Below are 14908 nucleotides of genomic sequence, written 5' to 3'. Positions count from 1 at the left end.
GACCTCGACTTCTATCGTAGCTATGGTTGAGGAGCTTGGGGAAACCCGGGTGGTTCACTCGTCGAGGAGCACCACCTCTTTCGATTCAAACCAGCCCTCCCGCACCACCCAATCTCTCACGCCTACAGGATTGGATGAATAGACCACCAGAGCCAAGCTCTCCTCAGCACGGCTGCAGGTCACGTATAGGAGGCGACGCGTGCGCGATAGGCTCGAATCCTTACCCTCGTTCTCATTCTCGATATCCCTTGGGGTTGGCTCTGTGATGCCGAGGAGCTTCTCGTAGCTGAACATGAAGCCGCCGGCTTCCCCATCACTGATGACCACCATCACGCGAGGGAACTCCAGCCCCTTGACGCCTTGGTGCGTGTCAAACGGCGAGAGCCCCGCTGCGTAGTTCGCGAATCGCCTCATCTGCGAGAACTTCACGCCGAGAACCCTCCGGTAGGCATGTACCTCAAGCAGGTTGCGGTCGGTTGTTTCAGGCGGGTCGTCAGTAGTCACGCCGGCGGTACAGGCGGCGCCAATAGATTCCGGGACGTCCAACAGGGCCGAGCGAAGTAGCTCTCCGACCACGTCAAAGAGAAGCGGGTCCCGGTCCTTAAACAAGTCGGTCAGTGAAGTCGCCGCCGCACCTGCGTTCTCCAAGAGATCGAGCTGCGTTTCACTCGACGCGAGCAGCTTGAGGTCGAGCAGCGGCGAGCGGGTACGCACGGCGTCAACCAGTGCAAATCCGTCGTCCTTAAGACCCGCATCCACAATAGGCATCACCGATTCGAAGAAAAACTTGACCCCAGGCAGCGTTCCGTCGAGCAGTCCCGTGCGCAGATGTTCGGCGGCATACAAGGGACTGAAGACGCCCTCGAATTCCATGCGCCGCGCGGCCATCTTGTGTTCGAGAATCAGCGTTTTACGCTTGGCTTCACCCTCGCACCACGCTTGGTCACCTGACGCTTGGGCCATCAGCCCGGCAATGCTCTCCTCAAGCTCGAATGTGGGTTCCGCACGATGCCCAGTCACGAACAGTCGGACAGTACCTTCAATCTTCGCCGCAAGAGGCTGCTGGACCTGGTCATCGACATCAGCCCGAATCTGGTTGATGAGCCGCACGACGCGCTTGGGGCACCGATAGTTCATGCGCTTTGCGGGACGCGCCCAGTCGGCCGAGATAGCGTCTTCGAGCCGTTCTTTCCCGTCGTTATAGATGCGCTGCATGGTGTCGCCAAAGAGCCCAAGGCAGAACCGCTCCGGTGCTGACTTTTGGACCGCCAGCAGAGCATCCATAAGGTGACGGTTAGTGTCCTGGCTCTCGTCGATGAGCAAGACGGGGTGGAGGTCGACCAGCACGTCGCGCAGGGGCGGGTCTTGCAGAAAGGCGGCCGCCATCTGGATGACTTCGCTGTGGTTGAGCGAGTCACGCCCCCGGTTTTCACCCGTAGGGCTGTAGATGAACTGCCGGATATCGTCGAGACGATCAAGGCGGCGTTGCTTTCGCCCACGCTCTTCTCTCCGGGCAATGGTCGTCTTGTTCTCACCCCGTGACTTGGACAATTGTTCGTCAAGCTTCTGGATATCTCCGGATACCGATCTACGCACCCACTCCCGGATGTCAGTGTTAAATCCTTTGATAAGGCGCCAGGCAAAGGCGTGGATGGTGGAGACATCTACCAGTGGGTCAAATTCCAATCGGCGGGAAATCTCGTCGCAGGCCGCATTGGTGTACGTGATAATGGCGATGCGCTGGGCCTTGAACACAAGACGCTGTCGCTCCCGTACCCTCAGGTACCGCACGGCCTCCACGAGTGAACGCGTCTTACCCGAGCCGGCGCCCGCGTAAAGAAAGAAGCTGCGGGGTGTTGAGAGGTTGAGGCATTCACGGATGGTGGCATCCGCCCCCTCGTCAACCTTGTCGTCGAGCGCTACGACCGCCTCCGTCATGTCGGAATCTCCCCCGCCAGGGGCACCACGACCAGAATCTCATTTTGCTTCTTGAGCAGTCGTTCCTGGAGCCAAGTGAGTCCTTCCTCGATGTAGGCAGGCATCTGAAGACTGCCAAAATCCGGGTCGCTGAGCACCGTCAGCGCAAATTCCGCCTTATCGCCACTTCGAAGGGCATCGAACAGAGCAGCGCCGAGCTCATCGGCATCAACGCTGTTTTTGAGTGCGCCAGCGAATTGCCGTACCAGACCCTTACCGTTCTTTCCCTCAAAATGGGCCGCATTGGTAAGAACGAGTGCGTCCTCAAACGTGTTAGGAAGCCCCTCTTCTGTGTTGCCGGTCTTCGACAGCGGAACGGCGATAGGCGTCTGGTAGGCAATCCGAATCGCAAAGAGGTCATCGATCTCGTCTTCCTTGTCGGGGTCGGCAAGGTTGAGCAACACGTCAACAGTGGGCGGTTGCTTGAGTCCACGCATCCAGTGCTTCAAGGTCGGATTGTTGCTCCGCTGTCCCACGTTCCGCCGGACCGGGGTCGCGCTCTTGCCCTTCCCGGCATCGAGGTCTGTAATCACCAGAGTGACGAGTCCAAGTGCGTCGACCAGTGGCCTGAGCCGGTGCGCGTGGCTTCCGCCGATGTCGAGCACCGTGATGTAGCACTGGTCAAGAACGCCAAAGTGGTCGCGGATAAAGTGGGGTAGCACCATCCGCTCGGCTGCGCCTTCGACCAGGATGATGGCGTCGGCAAAAAACACATCGGCGTGCTGGGCGCGAAGGTAGCGGGTAACAAACTCCTTCGTCTGAGTACCTTGGCCGAACACATGGGAAAGGTTTGACACGGTCGACACGGGAACGCTCACCCCGTTCATACCAGCCGGCAATCGGCGGAAATAGCGCAGGCAGTCGTAGTTCACCTCGTGGGCCACATGGCTTGAGTGGGAACTGACCACCAATTGCGTGGAAAGGTGAGGGAATTCTTCAAGCAGCTTGTCCCGTCTCAGCACTTGGTAAGCGTGTTTGACGAAAACCTGCTGGACTTGCACGTGCAGGTGCGCCTCGGGCTCTTCGATGAGTACAAGGTGGATGGGTTCAATGCCGACGTCGGTCATAGGGTTAGCTGCTTTGTTCTTCCGAAGCCAGGCATCCCGGAAACTCATCAGGCGAAAAATCATGGAAATAAGGTTTTGGTAGCCAAGACCGTTGGAACTCTCAGGCAGCCGCAGCGGTGGGGCGCCCGGCACTCCCCCGACCGAATCGAGCTCAAAGAGCACTGCAGCCTCGTGATTCATTCCGTCAACGGCACCCAGCCGAGTAGCTACGCAGATCTTCGGGTCATTTGCGCCGGGATAACCAAGGCCTTCGACCTCCTTCAGCGCCGGCTGAAAGCTGGTGGTCAAGCGCATATCGAACGAGTCCTGCGCTGCCTCGATGGCACGAAGCGCGTCGAGGTCCGACACATCAGGCGAATCGCCGGGGTCGAGGTGTCGGCGATAATAGGTCCGCAACTGTTCGGAGAGTTTGCGTCCGGTCCGGGCGGGCGATTCGTCGTTGTCTGCATCCTCTGAACCCACTTCGCCAAAGCCGCGCTGTGCATTGATTTCATGCACACGGATAAGCCCGTTAAGCGGGTTGTGCTCGAGCGGCGCAGCCAGCGGCCCCAGTGGTTGGGGGCGGGCCATTCGAGTCTCGGAGTCAGGGTTGACTAGAAGGGCTGGGTTGAGCCGGTACCAGCGAACCGTGAAGTGCGCACCAAGACGCCGATTGAGATAGTCGGTGAGACTAACTGGCCATAGCGTCAGTTGCTTTCCGCCGACCTTACTTGTCTTGGCTGCCTCTGCCGCCAAGGCTCCGACGCGCTCGCGCTCGACCCGGTAGTCCTTGTAAAGGGCTTCAATATCCTTGGGTTGAAGGCGAAATCGCATGCCAACCAAGCCGCCCTTCCAAGCAAAGTTTGGGATGAGGTCTCGGAGGTGATGCAACTCGCCCTGTTTGGCGGATATCCAGATATCGAGCATCGGCAACAAGCCGTCCCAGTCCTCCGACGCCGGCACCGGGTCGGCGCTGGACGCTTGCTCCCAGGCTTGCCCGATTTGGTCGATGTTCGCGAAGTGGGACAGGGTGAAATCGAGACTCCGAAAGGCCCCCGGCTTGGAGACCAGGAACCTGCGAAGGGCAAGCATTGCCGATGATTTTCCGCTGTTGTTGGCACCAACTAGTAAGGTTGTTTTTTCGGTAAGGTCTACGCGAACGGATAGAAGCTTGCGGAAATTGGCAATTTCCAAATGGTGGATCTGCATGGTCATCCTTGATGGAAGTGGGAGAACGAACCGCCCCTCGAAGCGCACAGCCTAGCGCTACAGGAGAGTGTAGTTTTGCCGAGGATAACTGTGATCCAACGTGCGATCGGGCTTCTGAGTGAGGTATCCATCAGAGCTTCGCCTTGGCCGCTTTGGGGGCGATGACCGGACATCGTTGGGGTCTACGCCTGGTGGGAAAACGAAACACTCTGCGATGTCTATCACTGGAACAGCCGTTTGAGTGTTGCACGTGCCCAACGCTTTCGGGGGAGCTTACGGTCTCACTGGGGACGCCGTGGAACCGAATTTAGCGCGATCAGATCGAACGCGATCAGGTGATAGTCAAATCCGATGATCGTCTGTCAAGCTTGCGCGCCCAGATGCGGCATCTCCACGCCGATTGCCCAAGGTGCACGTTCATGCCCCCGTATCAACCGGTTGCCCCGCACGTCGTCGAGAACGTTCTGTTGGGCGCCTGTCCGGAACGCGAGGCTGAGATGCGGCAGAGCTGGGAATCGTTCAAGCCGGAGTTCTATCTCAGGGAAGACGACGTTGAGGCCGCCATCAGCGCCAACGGCAACCGTGTCAGCTGGATGCACAAAACCTTCGCGCTCGATTGGGTGATCGCGACGATGGGGATGCAGGCGCTCACGGCATACAGCCCCCACATCCTTCTCGCCCAAGCCAGGAACGTTCCCCTTTCCGTGCACGATCTCACCGAGGATGCCGACGTCGCTTCGGTCGAGTCCCAGATGGACGAAGCGACCTACTTCGCGCGGCTGATTTGGCAAGCGAAGCAATTGGACGAGCTGGAATGGCCAGCCACGATCCCGCTGCCGGGCACCTGCCCGGACCCTTCGTTGGATCCGATAGGCAAAGCCACGTTCGATCTCGCCTGCCTCGCCGCGGCGACGACCTTCTTCCACGAGCTGCGCCACGTGCAGTTCGCGGCGCAATGCGATGCTCCCCCGCTCACCGTCGAAGAGGAACGTGCCTGTGATGTGCATGCGCGCTCCATGTTGCTCGACCACGTGGCCGACTACTGTGCGACGACCGGGGAGCCCTACTCCCAGGTGCTGAACAAGCGGATCATGGGGCTCGCGACCGCGGCGTTCTGCATAGCCCACGTGGAGCCGGCCGGCCTGCAAGCGGCGATCGTGGATACCCATCCACCCGTTGCCGAGAGATTCAAGGCGCTCGTCCTGGACGCGGACGCGGACGATGATGCGACCGGCTGGATCTATACGGCTTGTCTGCTGATCCACGTGCTCCGCCGGGCGAATCGGTTGCCGACCACCGTGACCTTTTTCTCGGCAAAGGACCTTTGCAGGCAACTCGTTGACTCGCTCTAGGCACATCGCACGTCGGGCGCTGTGGTCCTTCCGAAACACAAGCACTGCGACTTTCGCTGCTCTGCTGCAGCCGAGCGCAGCACCCTGAAGCAAGGGATCCCATTCTCATTAATCGGGGTATACGAACTCCGCCCGACTGACGTCGGGCATGGCCCGTCCCACGACAAAGCGAATGAAGACGCCGTGGTCGTAGCCCAGGTGGCGACCGTAGGCGCGCAACTTTTCGAGGTCCCGATCATCCGGTTCGCGATTGGTGGACTTTTTGAGTTCGAAAACGAGGTGGTTTCCACCCGGCCCACGATGGTGGACGATGATATCGGGCAACACCGCGCTGCCCTCGTCATGGTCGTCCCCGGAACCGTCAGGAATCATCTTTCGCGCTTCACCATCGCGGTCGTACTCGCAGTCGACGTCCCACCCCGGGAATTGTGCCTCCATGTAGATTGCTAACCGATGGGAGATCGCGCGCTCGCCGACGCGATGGACGAACAGGTATGAATCGCGCGCCAGCAGCAGCTCGACGGCCGCGATGACTTTGACGACCAGTTCGGGGTCTCGGGCCGTACGCCTCAAATCGTTCTGCCAGGTCATGCCGCCGCTTCTTGAGCCTCTGGCTCTAAAGCGTAGCGGCAAACGGACCAGATATAGTCGTCCGCGCTGCGACGTGTCGCATAAGGATCTCTGTGGGGCTACTTAGTGACTGGCTGTGTATGCCTCATGCAACCGTATGCGGCATCTCATGCCTGGTTTTGCTTGTGATATAACAAGTCCAGCTTCCAGCCATTAAATTCCAATTCTCCAAGGGTGATCGCCTTGAACGTACGCTTCAGACCCGCATTGGGGGCGCAGGACTGTCACTTCATTCATCAGCTGATCATGAGCGAAGTTTCGACTGGGCACTTTGACGCTGGCCTTCTGGATCCGCGCGCGAGCGCAGGCCTGATGCAAAACATCCAAAAGATGGCCGCGACTAATACGCGGCTTGATTCAAAGGGCAACGAAGTTCCCGCCAGCATAGTTATGGTGGATGCTGACGGTGATAAAGCGGGGTTCGGAATTACAACGGTTCTCGATCTCCATGATGTGAAGATCAATGAGTTTTGGCTGGCCGGGATTGCCCCAAATCAGCGTAGGAAGGGCGTCATGACGGCACTAACGAAATTCCTATGCGATCAGCTCGATGAACGCGGTATCCGCATTGGAGCTCGTCTGTTACCTGCTTCTGACGGGATGAGGGCGGTGCTCATAAACAGCGGCTTTCTACACGTCGAGACATTACCTAGTGGACATGCCTTCCTGATCAGGAAGGCCAGACCGCCATCCTGATGGAGCTGCGCCCTCGCCGAATGCTCGGTAGTGGGACAATAGCTGGACAACTGCAACTGGAGGAGAGGTCGATTATGGTAGATCCTGATGATTAGGTTCGGAATGCCAGCCAAGGACCTTCACCGGCTGCTCATCGACTGGCTTTGGGATGCCCCCCAATAGCTAATCCTCAACGACGCGTGAGAGCGATTCTGGTAGCTCGACCTGATTCCAAGGATCCGGGTGTTGAGAATCTCGTCGCCGGATGCGACGATTTCCGTGACTCTTAGCGCATCTAGGCTACGGCTCCAGTTGTAACACAACACCAGCAGGACAAAGAATGCCCGGAGAAGCGAAAGACCGTTGCGCTGCCCTTGTCTGATGGCGCAACACTTCGGGCTTTCGACGCGAGGCAACGGGTTGTCAGCAAAAATATTGAAAGAGCCCCTCATATCTTAGGATTCTTGCATCGCAACAGTCCCAATAAGTACCAAGATTGCGAAGTACGCGATGGCGCGGTAGGTAACCGGCGGTTGCCAAACAGCACAGCCATGCCGCCCCGTCCAAGGGCGTTGCAGTCCCAGATCGGATACCTGATCCTTTCCCGGCACCGTGCTACGGTGGTTGGAGTGAATCTAGGAGACGAGATATCGCCACGCAAGTTGACGGTCCCTCCATGGAGTCGCTCTACGATGCACTCAAGAAGTACGTGCCGCAGGTACGAAAAGACAAACGCCTGCCGGTGCCGCCTGCCCGTTCGGTCGATGTCTACAGCGAGGTCTGCGGCAGCAAATTGACCCTGGATGCCGAGATCGTCAACGGCCGTGTTACCGATGTTGGTTATCGTGTCCGCGCATGCTCGCTCGGACAGGCCTCAACCGCAATTGCCGCGAAACGCGCGATCGGTATGAATGCGGAAGGTCTGGCGCGTGTCCAGACCCAGCTTGAGCAATTGCTTTCCGGTTCATTCGAACCCGATGCCCCACTCGACTGGCCTGAAGTCGAGATTTTCGCAGCCGCCAAGCCACATACCGCCCGGCATGGGGCGATTTTGCTTCCATTCGTGGCGTTCCAGAAACTTTTCACCAATGAAGACGGCCTTGGCGGCGGCGCAACTGAAGGAGAGTCCGTGTGAAAAAAGATATTTTCGTGATCGGCGGAGGGATCGGCGGCACCATGACCGCCAACAGCCTTGTCGCCAAACTCTATCCGGAGATCCAGCGCGGCGAAGTCCGCGTCTCACTGATATCCAACAGCCCGTGGCATTACTACAAGCCGGCCTTCATGTACGTCGCGTTTGGCATGTTCTACAAGAACGAATTGCGTCGCCGGCAGGCGTCGCTGCTGCGTCCGGAGGTCAATTTCATCCTCGACGAAGTCACCGCGTTCGATTTCAAGGACAGCAGGCTGCGCACCAAGTCAGGCACCGACCACAGCTACGATTATCTGGTCGTATCGACCGGCTGCATCCCCTCCCCCGAGCGAATCGAGGGCCTGGTCGAGGGCGGAGACCACTTCTACCAGCACGACCCCGCGCTCAAGCTTTACAACAAGCTGCGGACGATCGAGAAGGGCCGCATCTTCATTGGCGTGACCTTCCCCCAGACGCCAAACGTGCCTCATCAGTGCGGTATCGCGCCGATGGAGACCACCCTCATGCTGGACGACCTGCTGCGGAAACGCGGCGTTCGCGATCAGGTCGAGATCGTGTACACGTACCCCACGATTTCACAGCTGCTGCGCAACTGCCTGTTCCTGCAAAAGGACGTCGGCGAGGTGCTGCCGGGCGTCTTCGACTCCAAGGGGATCAAGTACAAACGCGGCTTTACCCTCAACCGGGTCGATCCGGATGCCAAGATCGCCTACTCCGAGGAAGGTGGCGAGGAACCCTTCGACATCCTGATGCAGACCCCACCGATCCGCGCGGTTGATGCGGTGCTCAACTCCGACGTATCTGAGGCGCCGAACAATGAAGGCTGGTTGCCAACCGATCGCCTGACGATGCAGATGGACGGGTTCCCCAATGTGTTCCCCATGGGCGACACGGTGGACCTGCCCATCAGCAAGGCGGGAGGCAGCTGCCACAACCAGGCGCCGGTGATCTGCGACAACATCGCAGGCCTGATCCGGCTCGGCCACACTGTCGCGGAATACGACGGCAAGGTGCAGGCGGTCGCGCAGATGGGCCTGGAGGCGGGAATGCCGCTCTGGTACGACTACGACAAGGACGTGCAACCCACCCCCGCGACCAAGATCGGCGGGATGATGCGCAAGGCATTCAACCGTGGCGTGTACTGGTCCGTCGCCCGCGGCCTGGTCTGAGGAGGAGCGAACATGAGTAACGAAATGGAACTACAGGCCCAGCCGATGGGCTCGCTCGCGGATCTGGCACGCCAGTCCCCCGAGTTGAACGACCAGGCCACTCTGGAAGGCATCGCCGACATCGTCGCCAAACTGGCGCCGCTGTTGCAGGGCAAACGGCTGCACAACGTTGTCGACCTGTTGTCGGCTGTGTCCGATGTCGTTGACATGGCCGACGACGCGATGGTGCAGAAGCTGATGAAGGGCTACGAGGAAGTGGTGGCCGGGGCATGGAACCTGAGCAACATCACCCGCCATTCCACCGCACAGGCGGGACGCGTGGAGACCCCGCCGACGCTGTGGCAGGGCATCCGCCAGTTCAACCGTGACGAGGATGCGCGGCGCGGGCTGCTGGTGGCGATGAACATACTGAGCAGCGTCGGTCGCCAGGCGCGGATTGCCGGTGAGCCGATCACCGAGGACTGAGTCGATACGGGACTGCTGCGCAGCGGCCTCCATTTCGGATGCCGCTGCGATCCGCACTCGCGCTGGTACCTCCCTCGGCGGCGCACAGCTGCGTAGCAAACGCTGACGATTGAACCATTCGCACGTTGACAGAAACCCCTCCAGTTACCTTCTACCAGCGGGCCGCGACCGAGCTCGGTCCGGCTCTGTTGAATAAATTGCTGGTGGCCGCCGACGGACGCGCCGGCCGGATTGTCGAGGTCGAGGCCTACACCGGTTCCGGCGATCCCGCGTCGCATTCGCACAGGGGCCAGACCACCCGGAACGCGACTATGTTCGGCCCCGCCGGTCGGCTTTACGTTTACCTCAGCTACGGCATCCACTGGTGCGCGAACGTCGTGTGCGGGAATGAAGGCGAAGGCACCGCCGTGCTGATCAGGGCGCTTGAGCCTGTTGCCGGGCTGGAACGGATGCGGGAAGCACGCACCAAGGCGCGACGCGATCTGGATCTGTGCCGCGGGCCAGCAAGGCTTGCGCAGGCGCTTGGCATCACCGGCGAGGATGACGCGACGGATCTGCTGAGCGGGCCTTTCCGGTTGCTCGACGACGGCGTCCCTCCCCCGCCTACTCCCGTGGTGACCACACGCATCGGCATTTCGCGGGCGACCGAGCTGCCGTGGCGCTGGTACGTGCCGGACAATCCGCATGTTTCGCGTCTGTGACGGGATGAGCGAACGCTCGTGGCTTCAGCTCTCTACTTTGGCTTCGCCGCGGCTTTGCGCGCGGCGCGTATCCGGTCGATCTTTTCCTTCAGCTTGATTTCCATGCCCCGCTCTACCGGGCGGTAGTAGACCTGCTCGCCCATCGCATCGGGAAAACCCGTCTGGTCCAGCGCGATGCCGTCGGCCGCGTCATGGTCGTACTGGTAGCCCTTGGCGTAGCCCAGTTCCTTCATCAGCTTGGTCGGCGCGTTGCGCAGATGCATCGGCACCTCCTGCGTGCCGTGCTCACGCACGTCCCGGCGGGCGGCGTTCCACGCCGTGTAGGTGGCATTGGACTTGGCCGTGCTGGCCAGATAGATGACCAGTTGAGCCAGGGCGAGATCGCCCTCCGGGCTGCCGAGGCGGTCGTAGGTATCCCACGCGTCGATCGCCATCTGCTGGGCGCGCGGGTCGGCCAGCCCGATATCCTCGGTCGCCATGCGGGTCAGCCGGCGGGCCAGATATGCCGGATCGCAGCCGCCGTCCAGCATCCGCGCGAACCAATACAGCGCGGCGTCGGGGTTGGAGCTGCGCACCGATTTGTGCAGCGCGGAAATCTGGTCGTAGAACTGCTCGCCACCCTTGTCGAAGCGGCGGGTCCGATCGGCCAGGACCTGGAGGAGAGTCGCCGGTGTGATCTCACCCCGCTCGCCCAGGGCGAGTTCTGCGGCGATTTCCAGCAGCGTCAAGCCGCGCCGTACGTCGCCATCCGCAGCGCCCGCAATCTCTAGCAATGCGTCGTCAGTGACCGTCAGGTCCTGCCGACCCAGCCCACGTTCGGTGTCATCGAGCGCGCGGCGCAATGCGATCGCGATATCGTCGGCGGACACCGGGTCCATGACATGCACGCGGCAGCGGGAAAGCAGCGCGGAATTAAGCTCGAACGACGGATTCTCGGTCGTCGCCCCAACAAACAGGATCGTGCCGCGCTCGATGTGCGGCAGGAACGCGTCCTGCTGGGTCTTGTTGAACCGGTGCACCTCGTCCACGAACAGCACCGTCCGCCGTCCTTCGGCGAAACGCTGCGCTGCCTCGGCCAACACCTTGCGCACTTCCGGGAGGCCCGACAGGACCGCCGAAATCGCCCGAAACTCCGCATCGGTGTACTGCGCCAGCAGCAGCGCGAAAGTGGTTTTTCCGCAGCCCGGCGGTCCCCACAGGATCATCGAATGGGCGTGGCCGGACTCCACCGCGCGACGCAGTGCCGACTCGGGAGCGAGCAGGCGCCGCTGGCCGACCATCTCGTCGAGCGAGCTCGGCCGCATCCGCTCCGCAAGGGGTTGCAGCGCGCTCTTGCCCACGCTCAGCAAGTCAGGCGTTACGACCGAAGCGTCGGTACCGGAGGCACGTGATCTGGCCAAGCTGCGAGAGTGATCAGCCTTCGCCGATCACGTCCACGCCTTTTGGCGGGGTGTACTTGAAGGTTGATGCGGCGAAATCGGGATTGCGCTTCCACGGGCCGAACTCGATGCGGGTGCGCTGGCCGACAGCGTCCTCAACCTCCATGCGCATCAACCTGGCGTCCGCAAACCCCAGGCGGGCGCTACGGAAGCTGGCCTCTTCGTCGCTTTTGGGCGCCAGGCTCAGCCAGTCCAGACCGTCGGCCTTGCCGGTCTCCTTGACCACGAAACGCTGGTCCAGCTTGGCCGGCTCGAACAAGGCAGCAAGCGGGCTGCTCTGTTCCTCGGCGCCCTGCGCACGCACGGTCACCTGCTCCAGATCCGGGTCGAATATCCACACCTTGCTGCCGTCGGCGACGATCAGCTGCGGATACGGTTTGACGTACTCCCAGCGGAACAGATGTGGCACCGACAGCTGGACGTGTCCGGTCGAGGTTTCCTTCAGCTTGCCACCGGCGTCATACACCTGCTGGGTAAAGGCACCATCCAGCCCGGTCAGGCCCTTGGTGAATTGCGAGAGATCATCGCGTGCGCCCGCAAGCGCGCTGCCGGCGACGAACGCGCCCAGCAGCAATCCGGTACCCCAGCGAATCATCGGGTTCATAGGTCGATCTCCGGTTGCATCATCATTTCTGTCCATCAGGCGTCGAGTGTGTGCGGGACAAGCTGAACAGGTACTCGACATCGTGCGAGACGGTTCAGTCCCGTGGTGGCGGTGGCGCCAATACGCTGCGGTCGCCGTTGTGTTCCTGGGGACTGACGATGCCGGCTGCCTCCATTGCCTCGACCAGTCGCGCGGCGCGGTTGTAGCCGATCTTGAGTCGCCGCTGCACTCCGGAGATCGACGCCCGCCGCGTTTCGGTGACCACCCGCACCGCCTCGTCGTAGAGTGGATCGGACTCATCGCCGCTGCTGACCGTTTCCGGCAGACCGCTGGCCCCCACCACGACACCGTCGCCCATGGTCTGGACATCCTCGAGCACGCCGGTGATGTAATCCGGTCCGCCGCCGGTCTGCTTGAGGAACTCGACCACGCGATGCACTTCGTCGTCGGACACGAACGCACCGTGAACACGCTCCGGCATCGCGGTGCCCGGTGGCAGGTAGAGCATGTCGCCGTTGCCCAGCAGCGTTTCCGCCCCCGACTGGTCGAGGATGGTCCGCGAGTCGATCTTGCTGGACACCTGGAAGGCGATCCGGGTCGGGATATTGGCCTTGATCAGCCCGGTGATGACGTCCACCGACGGGCGCTGCGTGGCAAGGATCAGGTGGATGCCCGCAGCGCGGGACTTCTGCGCCAGGCGCGCGATGAGTTCCTCGACCTTCTTGCCGACGATCATCATCATGTCGGCGAATTCGTCGATGAAGATCACGATGAACGGCAGTGGTTCCAGCAGCGGCGCCGCCTCGTCGACCTCCGGATTCGGCTTGAACAGAGGGTCGCTCATCGGCTGACCCGCGTCGATCGCGTCGCGCACCTTCTTGTTGAAGCCGGCCAGGTTGCGCACACCGACCGCGCTCATCAGCTTGTAGCGCCGCTCCATCTCGGCCACGCACCAGCGCAGTGCGTTGGCGGCCTCCTTCATGTCGGTGACCACCGGCGCCAGCAGATGCGGGATGCCCTCGTATACGGAGAGTTCCAGCATCTTCGGATCGATCATCAACATGCGCACGTCTTTGGCGGACGCCTTGTACAGCAGGCTCAACACCATGGCGTTGACCCCAACCGACTTGCCCGAGCCAGTGGTGCCGGCCACCAGCAGGTGCGGCATGCGCGCCAGGTCCGCGACCGTCGGACGACCGCCGATGTCCTTGCCCAGCGCGATGGTCAGCGGACTGGACGACTTGTCGTATTCCTTGGAGCGCAACAGCTCCGACAGGTAGATCATCTCGCGCTTGTCGTTCGGCGTTTCCAGCCCGATCACCGCCTTGCCGGGGATGACGTCGACCACGCGCACCGATTTCACCGACAAGCCGCGGGCGATGTCCTTGTCCAGCGAGCTGATCTGGCTGACCTTGATGCCCGGAGCCGGCTCGATCTCGAAGCGGGTAATGACCGGACCCGGGTAGGCACCGACCACGGTCGCATCGATACGGAAGTCCTTGAGCTTGAACTCGATCTGCCGCGACAGCGTCTCCAGCGTTTCGGAGTTGTAGCCCTTGGGCTGCGGCTTGGGATCATCCAGCAGCGACAGCGGCGGAATACCGCTGCCATCGCTGACGTTGAGCAGCGGGATCTGCTGCTCCCGGTGGGCGCGGTCGCTGCGCTCCACCGCCGCCGGTGCGGGCGGCTCGATCCTGACCGGCGCACGTTTTGCCCGCAGTTCGGTATCGACCTTGCGGACCTCCTCGCGCTCCTCGCGCAGGGCCCGGGTGTGTTGCCATTCGCTGGCCTGCTTGGTGCCACGACGGAACAGACCACCCAGCAACGGTCCCAGACGCATCACGCCCTGGCCGATGCGGTCCATGACCGCCAACCAGGAGATGCCCGTGGCGAGCGTCACCGACACCAGCAGCAATGCCAGCAGGAACAGGTTACCGCCGACGGGCCCGAAGCCCTTGTACAGCGAATCGCCCACGAGCTTGCCGAGAATCCCGCCCGCTCCGGCCGAAAAGTCGGCCACCGGGCCGATGCGCAGCTGCAGCAATCCGGTCGCCGACACCAGAAATCCGACGATGCCGACCAGGCGAAGCGCAGGACCCAGGTCGGCCTCGCCGTCGCCGTCGGTGTCCATTCCGAACAGCGCGATCCAAGCCACGAGCCCCAGCATCACCGGCAACAGGAACGCCACGTAGCCACACAGGGCGAGCAGCACGCTGGCCGTCCACGCGCCGAAATAGCCGCCAACGTTGCTGGTCGGTGCCGTCACGCTGACCGACTGCGACCAGCCCGGGTCGGTGGGTGAATAGGTGAACAGGCTCGCGATCAGATAGAGCAGGATCGGCGCGATCAGGATCATCGCGATGTCGCGCATCAGCCGCTGGCGCGCCGGCGAAGGCGATTTCGCAGCGCTGGAGCTCAATGGGGCTTTCTTTTTCCGGGATGCAGCCGACGCTTGCGCCACCGTGATGTTCCGCCTTAGCTAAGTTGC

The 14908-nt window shown here is 61.4% G+C and carries 12 protein-coding genes; 6 read left to right on the top strand and 6 right to left on the bottom strand.

Annotated features, from left to right (window positions below):
* Positions 1-54: 54 nt before the first annotated feature.
* Positions 55-1938 carry a UvrD-helicase domain-containing protein gene (locus tag KZ491_RS03335; RefSeq protein WP_222564412.1) on the bottom strand — a complete coding sequence of 628 codons (1884 nt, stop codon included), beginning with the start codon at positions 1936-1938 and terminating at the stop codon, positions 55-57.
* Positions 1935-4232, bottom strand: a complete 2298-nt coding sequence (locus KZ491_RS03330; RefSeq protein ID WP_222564411.1) for an AAA family ATPase — start codon at positions 4230-4232, stop codon at positions 1935-1937. The genes KZ491_RS03335 and KZ491_RS03330 overlap by 4 nt, the downstream gene beginning before the upstream one ends.
* A gap of 419 nt (positions 4233-4651) precedes the next feature.
* Here KZ491_RS03330 and KZ491_RS03325 point away from each other — a divergent pair, with 419 nt between their 5' ends.
* The gene (locus KZ491_RS03325) at positions 4652-5584 is read left to right on the top strand and encodes a phage exclusion protein Lit family protein (protein ID WP_222564410.1); all 933 of its coding nucleotides are present in this window, start codon (positions 4652-4654) and stop codon (positions 5582-5584) included.
* 108 nt (positions 5585-5692) lie between these two features.
* On the opposite strand, the gene KZ491_RS03320 is transcribed toward KZ491_RS03325, so the two are convergent.
* Positions 5693-6175: a hypothetical protein gene (locus KZ491_RS03320; RefSeq protein WP_222564409.1), complete on the bottom strand. Its 483-nt coding sequence runs from the start codon at positions 6173-6175 to the stop codon at positions 5693-5695.
* 222 nt (positions 6176-6397) lie between these two features.
* On the opposite strand from KZ491_RS03320, the gene KZ491_RS03315 reads away from it, so the two are divergent.
* The 5 genes from KZ491_RS03315 to KZ491_RS03295 all read left to right on the top strand — a co-directional run bounded on the left by KZ491_RS03315 (position 6398) and on the right by KZ491_RS03295 (position 10377).
* On the top strand, positions 6398-6910 hold the full coding sequence (locus KZ491_RS03315; RefSeq protein ID WP_222564408.1) for a GNAT family N-acetyltransferase: 513 nt from the start codon (positions 6398-6400) through the stop codon (positions 6908-6910).
* Positions 6911-7565: 655 nt separating this feature from the next.
* Positions 7566-8024 (top strand): iron-sulfur cluster assembly scaffold protein, encoded by a 459-nt coding sequence (locus KZ491_RS03310; protein WP_222564407.1) that lies wholly within the window; start codon positions 7566-7568, stop codon positions 8022-8024.
* Positions 8021-9211, top strand: coding sequence for an NAD(P)/FAD-dependent oxidoreductase (locus KZ491_RS03305; protein WP_222564406.1), 1191 nt, complete (start codon positions 8021-8023; stop codon positions 9209-9211). The genes KZ491_RS03310 and KZ491_RS03305 overlap by 4 nt, the downstream gene beginning before the upstream one ends.
* Positions 9212-9223: 12 nt before the next feature.
* The gene (locus KZ491_RS03300; RefSeq protein ID WP_222564405.1) at positions 9224-9676 is read left to right on the top strand and encodes a helical membrane plugin domain-containing protein; all 453 of its coding nucleotides are present in this window, start codon (positions 9224-9226) and stop codon (positions 9674-9676) included.
* Between the two features lie 116 nt (positions 9677-9792).
* Complete coding sequence (locus tag KZ491_RS03295; protein ID WP_222564728.1) at positions 9793-10377, top strand: DNA-3-methyladenine glycosylase; 585 nt, start codon at positions 9793-9795, stop codon at positions 10375-10377.
* 32 nt (positions 10378-10409) lie between these two features.
* On the opposite strand, the gene KZ491_RS03290 is transcribed toward KZ491_RS03295, so the two are convergent.
* From KZ491_RS03290 to KZ491_RS03280, 3 genes are all read right to left on the bottom strand, one after another.
* On the bottom strand, positions 10410-11777 hold the full coding sequence (locus KZ491_RS03290; RefSeq protein ID WP_222564404.1) for a replication-associated recombination protein A: 1368 nt from the start codon (positions 11775-11777) through the stop codon (positions 10410-10412).
* A gap of 13 nt (positions 11778-11790) precedes the next feature.
* Complete coding sequence (gene lolA / locus KZ491_RS03285) at positions 11791-12420, bottom strand: outer membrane lipoprotein periplasmic chaperone LolA (RefSeq protein ID WP_222564403.1); 630 nt, start codon at positions 12418-12420, stop codon at positions 11791-11793.
* Positions 12421-12514: 94 nt separating this feature from the next.
* Complete coding sequence (locus tag KZ491_RS03280; protein WP_246606479.1) at positions 12515-14839, bottom strand: DNA translocase FtsK; 2325 nt, start codon at positions 14837-14839, stop codon at positions 12515-12517.
* Between the last annotated feature and the right edge of the window lie 69 nt (positions 14840-14908).

This window comes from Novilysobacter antarcticus (assembly GCF_019802285.1).
Classification (GTDB): domain Bacteria; phylum Pseudomonadota; class Gammaproteobacteria; order Xanthomonadales; family Xanthomonadaceae; genus Novilysobacter; species Novilysobacter antarcticus.
This window is presented reverse-complemented; position numbering and strand designations above follow the sequence as displayed.